General features: G+C 65.1%; 5 protein-coding genes and 1 pseudogene. 5 read left to right on the plus strand and 1 reads right to left on the minus strand.

Going from position 1 to position 7178, the window contains the following annotated elements:
• A pseudogene (locus tag RMO25_RS06900) lies at positions 1–1202 on the minus strand (hypothetical protein); the annotation flags it as partial.
• A 274-nt stretch (positions 1203–1476) separates the two neighbouring features.
• Between RMO25_RS06900 and RMO25_RS06905 the strand changes: the two are divergent.
• The 5 genes from RMO25_RS06905 (at position 1477) to RMO25_RS06925 (ending at position 7018) form a co-directional block, all read left to right on the plus strand.
• Entirely contained in the window at positions 1477–2220 is a 744-nt protein-coding gene (locus tag RMO25_RS06905; protein WP_309661868.1) for an energy transducer TonB, read from the plus strand.
• A gap of 53 nt (positions 2221–2273) precedes the next feature.
• Positions 2274–3731, plus strand: coding sequence for a glucose-6-phosphate dehydrogenase (gene zwf, locus RMO25_RS06910; RefSeq protein ID WP_309661869.1), 1458 nt, complete (start codon positions 2274–2276; stop codon positions 3729–3731).
• Positions 3724–4425, plus strand: a complete 702-nt coding sequence (locus RMO25_RS06915; protein ID WP_309661870.1) for a 6-phosphogluconolactonase — start codon at positions 3724–3726, stop codon at positions 4423–4425. The genes zwf and RMO25_RS06915 overlap by 8 nt, the downstream gene beginning before the upstream one ends.
• 213 nt (positions 4426–4638) lie before the next feature.
• Positions 4639–6729 (plus strand): adenylate/guanylate cyclase domain-containing protein, encoded by a 2091-nt coding sequence (locus tag RMO25_RS06920; RefSeq protein ID WP_309661871.1) that lies wholly within the window; start codon positions 4639–4641, stop codon positions 6727–6729.
• 13 nt (positions 6730–6742) lie between these two features.
• Entirely contained in the window at positions 6743–7018 is a 276-nt protein-coding gene (locus tag RMO25_RS06925; RefSeq protein WP_309661872.1) for a hypothetical protein, read from the plus strand.
• The last annotated feature ends 160 nt before the right edge of the window (positions 7019–7178 follow it).

Raw genomic sequence — 7178 nt, forward strand, 5'->3', positions numbered from 1 at the left:
GCGTTGGCGGCGAGCGCCTTGAACGCCTGGGCATTGGCGGCGAGCGCGCCTATCGCCTGCGCATTCAACGCCGCGCTGAACGCCTGCGGGCTTGCCGCCAGCGCGGAGAAGGCATCGGCGTTGTGCGCTAGTGCCGAGAACGCCTGGGCATCATGCGCCAGCGCGCCCATCGCCCTGGAGTCCATCGCCAGCGCCTTGAACGCTTCCGCGCTCTTGGCCATCGCCGGCATCGCTGCTGGGTTCATCGCCGCCGCTTGGAACGCGCCCGGGTTCGCGGCATATGCGCCAAACGCCTGTGGGTTCATCGCCATTGCCTTGAACGCCTGCGGGTAAGCGGCGAGCGCGCTGAACGCCTGTGGGTGGTTAGCCAACGCGCTGAACGCGCCAGGCTGCATCGCGAGCGCCGAAAAGGCGGCGGGATTCATTGCCATCGCATTGGTCGCGCCGGCGCTCATCGCGCCAGCGGTCGCCATGTTGGATGCGAACGCCTGAGCACTTGACGCCGCGGCTTTGAACGCCTCGGCATTAGCCGCAAGCGCCTTGAACGCTTGCGCATTGGCCGCCAGAACCGAGAACGCCTGCGAATCATGCGCCAGCGCGCCCATCGCCTTGGAATCCATCGCCAGTGCCTTGAACGCTTCGGCGCTATTGGCCATCGCCGGCACCGCCGCCGGGTTCATAGCTGCCGCCTGGAACGCGCTCGGGTTCGCGGCATAGGTCTTGAAGGCTTGTGCGTTGGCGGCCATCGCGCCGAACGCCTGCGGATAGCGCGCCAGAGCGCCGAACGCGTCGGCGTGCATGGCCATCGCCGTAAAGGCCTGCGCCTGGGCGGCGTTGGCGGTCTGAGCGGCAGCCGAAACCGCCTGGGCGGAACGCAACAGCGCACCAAACGCCTGCGGGTCCTTCGCCAGCGCGGTGAACGCGGCCGGGTTGGCGGCCAGCGCCGACATCGCCGCCGGATTCTGCGCTAAAGCGGCAAAGCCCGGATCGGCGGCAAGCGCGCGGAAGCTTGGATTCTTGACCATCACCTCGAACGCGTCCGTCTGCATCAGCCGCGGGATCGACGTGTCGCCGAGCGTAACATCACCGGCACCGATCTGCGCGTCGACGTATCGGTCGGCCGGCGCGATCGTCCCTGCCGTGGGACCAAGCGGCGGATAGACGCGGCCGATGGTGTACGCTCCGGCGGCTATGGCAAACACAATTGCCGCGGACGCAAGGTAACGACGCTGATTCGATGCTGTAGCTTCCATGTCGAATTTCCCACCTTTTTGAAGCCCGGTAGATTCGCCATTTTTTTAATGTAAGTCAAATTAAACGCGAAATTAACCGTATTTCCCTCGCATTTCGTAGGGATGGCTAGGGGCAGCTTGGGCCAGTTTGGCCAAGGTTGCCGAGCGACTCGGCGGCAGCCGTCGGGGGACGGCGATTCGGCAAGGAAACCTGAAAGCCTTTCGCTGCGTTGCAACCGCGACCATGTACCGCCCCTCCATCCGTCCGCGCGATCGTGTCGCGACCATCGTTCTTGTCGTGCTGATCCACGTCGGCCTGGCACTCGCCTTCCTCAACCTGTCGGGGCACCTCAACCTGACGGATCGGCAACCGGACCTGCAGATTTTCGACGTCAACATTCCGCCGCCGCCGGTGGTCGAGGTGGTCAAGAAGGAGAAAGCCAGGCCCAAGAAGCAAGAGGGGGCGGCCTCCGCTAGGAATATCGAGAGCAAGGCGACCCCGGTGGTGCGGCCCAAGCCCCGCGTCGTCGTCCCCACGCCGCCGAAGATCGTCTCTTCGCCGACCCCGAGGACAGGCAACGAAGCGACCCAGGGCGCGTCGAACGTGGTCGGCCTGGGGACTGGCGCCGGTGGGTCAGGCACCGGCACCGGTAGCGGTGGGTCGGGCAGCGGCAGTGGCGGCGGCGGGAACGGTGGCCAGGCCCGGGGCGCAACCGTGATTCAATCGACCACCCTGACCCTGGCCGACTATCCGAGGGCGATCCGAAATATGTGGCCGCGCGGCGGACGGGTCTATGTCGCCGTCAGGGTTCAGCTCGACGGGCGGGCGACCAACTGCAAGATCAACCGGTCGATCGGTGATCCGGTCATCGATCAATGGACCTGCAGCCTGGTTGAGCAAAAGGTCCGCTTTCGCCCGGCGCTCAACGGCCGTGGCGAGCCCTATGTCGCCTGGTACGGCTACGTCCAATATTGGACCGGTGGTTAGGCCGGCGGGTTACGGCTCGCCTTGTCCATCGGGTGTCGCTAGGAGCAGCCGGCATGATCGGCGACAAAGTCTCTACCCTCCTGCTGTTCGGTGCGACCGGCGACCTGGCCCACCGCATGCTGTTGCCGGCGCTGTACGGGCTCCACGCCGATGAGCTGTTGCCGGAGGGACTGAGGATTGTAGCCACGGCGCGTAGCACGCTCGACGACGCAAGCTATCGCACCACCGCGCTCAAGGCCTTGGGCGAGCATGTTCCCGCCGACTTCTTCGATCCCAAGGTGGCGGCCGCGTTCGCCGAGCGTTTGACCTATGTCGCGCTTGACGCGACGCTGCCGGCGGGTTTTTCTAAGCTGGCCGAGAAGATCGACCCCGCGGCGGGGCTGGCGATTTTCCTGTCGACCGCGCCGTCGCTGTTCGAGCCGACCATCGCCGGGCTGACGTCGGCCGGGTTGACTGGCGACAAGGTCCGGCTGGCGCTCGAAAAGCCGCTCGGGAGCGACCTCGCGTCGAGCCGCGAGATCAATGATGCGGTCGCAGCCGCCTTCCCCGAGGAACGGACGTTTCGCATCGACCATTACCTCGGCAAGGAAACGGTCCAGAACCTGCTCGCGCTGCGCTTCGCCAATTCGATGTTCGAACCGCTGTGGAATTCGGCGCATATCGACCATGTCCAGATCAGCGTCGCCGAGACCGTCGGGCTGGAGGGCCGCACCGGCTATTACGACGGCGCTGGGGCGCTGCGCGACATGGTCCAGAACCACATGCTGCAATTGCTCGCGCTGGTAGCGATGGAGCCGCCGGCCGATTTCGACGCGACCGAGGTGCGTGACGAGAAGGTCAAGGTGCTCCGCGCGCTCCGCCCGATCACCGCCGCCGACGTCGGCCGCCATGTCGTCATCGGCCAATATGGCGCGGGGACGATCGAGGGGGAGGCGGTCGGCGGCTATGCCGACGAACTTGGCCAAGCCTCGACGACCGAGACGTTCGTTGCCTTGAAGGCGCAGGTCGATAACTGGCGCTGGGCCGGCGTGCCCTTCTACCTGCGCACCGGCAAGCGGCTGCCCGAGCGCAAGACCGAGATCTACATCCAGTTCAAATGCGTGCCGCACTCGATCTTCGCCAAGCGCGGGGCGCGGACCAAGGCCAACAAGCTGGTCATCTCGATCCAGCCCGACGAGAATATCGAGTTTCGCGTGATGGCCAAGACGCCGGGACTCGACCGCGACGGATTGCGCCTGCGCGAGGTGCCACTCGATATCGGGCTGGCCAATGCCTTCGCCGACCATCGCCGGCGGATCGCCTATGAGCGGCTGCTGCTCGACCTGATCGAGGGCGACCCGACATTGTTCGTGCGGCGCGACGAGGTCGAGGCGCAGTGGCAGTGGATCGACGGCGTGCGCGCCGCTTGGACCGAGGCGGGGCTCAAGCCGCAACGATATAGCGCCGGCAGCTGGGGCCCTTCGGCGGCCGAAGAGCTGACCCGGTGCAATGGAGTGGAATGGCATGATTGAAGCGGAGTTCTGGGACTATGACAGCGCCGAGGAGATGGCCGAGGCAGTGGCGGGGGACATCGGATTCATCATCGACAGCGCGATCGAGGCGCGCGGCGCAGCGTTGATCGCGCTGCCGGGCGGCGAAACGCCGGGGCCGATCTTCGCGAAGCTCGCCCAAATGGGCATCGCATGGAAGCGGGTGACGATCATTCCGACCGACGACCGTCTGGTCAAAATGGACAATGAACTCAGTAACATACGCATGATCGCCGGGCATTTCATCAAGACCGGCGCGCGGATCTTCCCGATCGCCGCCGACATCGCCGATTACCGGCTGGCGGGCAATGGCGCCGACGCCCGGCTGCAGGATCTGCCGTGGCCGCCCGACCTCGTCTGGCTGGGGATGGGCGAGGACGGCCACACGGCGTCGCTGTTTGCCGGCCCCGACCTCGAGGACGCGATGAATGCCCCCAAGGCGCGGCGCGCGGTCGGGGTCATGCCCGACCCGCTGCCGGCCAACGCGCCGGTGCCGCGCGTGACGCTCACCCGGACGGCGATCCTGTCGGCCAGGACAATCCTCATCACCATCATCGGCCAGGCCAAGCGCGACCTGCTCGAACGGGCGATCGAAGACGGGCAAAACTCGAAGCTGCCGATCGGGCGCGTGCTGGCCGAGGGCGACCAGCCGATCGACATCCACTGGCGGCCGTAAACTTCGTCCAGATTAGAAGCTGCCCTTGACCGACAGGCTGAAGATCGGCCCGATCAGCTGATTGTGATTTCACCCAGCGCTGGAAAGCGCTTTTCCCCGATGGCTAAGTGACGAGAAGTTCCGCTAGCGCGATTAATCCAGATTAGAAGTTGGCTGGCACCCGCGCCAACTTAGGTCCATAAGTTTCCCGAGCCCCTGGCAAAAGGGATGCTGATGGTTGCAGCGCGTATGGAGCGACGGCTCTCGGCGATCGTTTCGGCCGATGTAGTTGGATACAGCCGCCTGATGGGGATCGACGAGGAGGGCACTCTTCGCCGGGTAAAGGCGCTTCGCCGCGACATCATGGACCCGTGCGTCGCGCGCAAGCATGGCCGCGTCGTCAAAACCACTGGCGACGGCTTCCTCGTCGAGTTCGGCAGCGTCTTCGACGCCTTTCACTGCGCCTGCTCGGTCCAGAGGGCCCTGATCACGAACAGCAGCGGCGTCGCGGACGATCAGCGGCTGATGCTGCGAATCGGAATTAATGTCGGCGATATCATCCTCGACGATGGCGACGTGTTCGGCGACGGGGTCAATGTCGCGGCACGGCTCGAACCGCTGGCGCCGATTGGCGGAATTTGCGTGTCGCGCCGCGCGTGGGAAGATTTGCGGCGGCTCGGCCTGCCGTTCGAGGACATGGGCGAGCAGAAGCTCAAAAACATCGGAGAGCCGATTCGCGCCTATCAGCTTACCGCCGAACGGATAGAAGTTATCCCCGCCGAGGAAGAGTTTGAAGAGGTTGCAACGGTTGCGCCGCCCAGTGCGAAACAGGGTAAGCGAGTCGCCGCGCCGCTGGTCGCGGTGGCGTTGCTCGCGACAGCGGTGGGCGGGTGGCTTGCGCTCGGTGACCAGGGTGCGGAAGCAGCGATCCAGCCCAATGTCCGGCTCGGCGGGTTCGCAATTATCTCGCCCGATGTGCCGCGCGGCCTGCCCGAGGCGCTGCACCAGGAATTGATGGCCGCGTTCAGCATAGAGAATGCGGTGACGGTTGTGATGAGCGGCGACACCAAGGCGGCGCGGGCCTCGCCCTTCCTGATCGATGGCAGCGTGCGCGAGATCGATCAACTGCTGCGCTTCACGATGAACTTCAAGAATGAACGGAGCGGAATTTTGCTGTGGTCGCAGACGTTTGACACGCCGCGCGTCGCGGAGCTGCTTGCGCCGCGCCAGGTCGCGGTCTCGGCCAGTCAGATCGTGCGCTGCGCCTTGTGGGGGGCGGCGGCGCACTCGACGACGCTGAGCGACAAGGCGCTGTCGCTCTATCTTAAGTTCTGCAACGAATTCTGGGGTGGCTCATCGACCGAGGACCGCATGCTCGATGCGGCGCGACGGGTGACCGAGGCCGCGCCCGACTTTTCGTTCGGCTGGTCGGCGCGGGCCCTGACCGCGCTTCCGCTGACTCGGCGTGAAGGATTCGGCAAAGTCGATGCGCTGCGCCAGGAGGCGGCTTTCGCCGCGCGCAAGGCGCTCGAACTCGATCCGCAAAATCCGGAAGGCTATATGGTTCAGGCCGGGCTATTACCGCTGCGCGCTTATGCCCAACGCGAGGCGATGCTCAATAAGGCGATCAGCGTTCGCCCGACCGAATGCGGTTGCGAACGCCAACTCTACGGCGACTTCCTCGTTTCGGTCGGGCGAATGGAGGAAGCGGTCGATCAGTTCCAGCGCGGCCACGACATGCAGCCGCTCGCCCCGCGCAGCAATGTCCGGCTGGTGCATGCGCTTTATGCGGTGGGACGAAGTAATGAAGCCGACCAGATATTGGGAAAGATATTGGAGGTATGGCCCTATGCCGCCTCGCTCCAGGTCATGAAAATCAAGTCGGCCTTTTGGACCAAGCGCTATCCCGAAGCGCTCGCGCTCCTCCACGATCCCGCTCTGCATCTCAATACGGAAAGCCGCAAAGCGCTGGTGGCGACCTTCGAAGCGCTTCAGTCGGGCGATGCTGCGGCGCGCGCCAAGACGATCGGCCAACTTATGACGTTGAGCCTCGATCGCCGCAAGAACGACCGGCTGGTGGTGTCGGCGCTCGCGGCGCTCGGCGCCCAGAACGAGGCAATCGGCGCCGCGGCGCGATTGATCGAGCAAAACAGCATCTGGGTGGCCGACGTGCTGTTCGAGCCCAATCTTGCCAAGGCCGCCCACGAGCCCGCTTATGCACGGCTCGTCACGTCCATTGGCCTGGCCGACTATTGGCGTTCGACCGTGCACCCGCCCGATATCTGCCGCAATCCCGCAGCGCCGAGTTTCTGCGCGACAAGTTGAGAGGAGTGTTTCGATGAGGATCATTGCACCGCTGTTGCTCCTCGCCGCCTGTTCGGCCGAGGGACGGCCGGACGTCGCTGGCAATGCCGCGCAGGCCGCGGCGCTCGCCCGCGCCAATCAATCGCCGGGCGTTATCGTGCCCCCGAAACGCAGCGATCCGCGCGGCGCGGCGGCCAAGATCATGGCCGGGGGATTTCTCCCCGATGGAAGCTTTGTCCACGGCGACCACATTCATAAGCCGGGGCAGGAAAATTGCCCGAGCGAGATGAACGGCGGCCCAGTCCAATAAAGGTTGCGGCCCCTGCTCAGTCGAGCGTCTTGCCGCGGGTTTCCTTCATCCAGATGAGCGCCGAGACGACCGAGATGGCGGTGAAGAAGATCGGGTACCACAGGCCGGCGTAGATGTTGCCGGTGATGGCGACCAAGGCGAAGCTGGTCACGGGGAGGAA

It is taken from the genome of Sphingomonas sp. (assembly GCF_031361285.1).
GTDB lineage: Bacteria > Pseudomonadota > Alphaproteobacteria > Sphingomonadales > Sphingomonadaceae > Sphingomicrobium.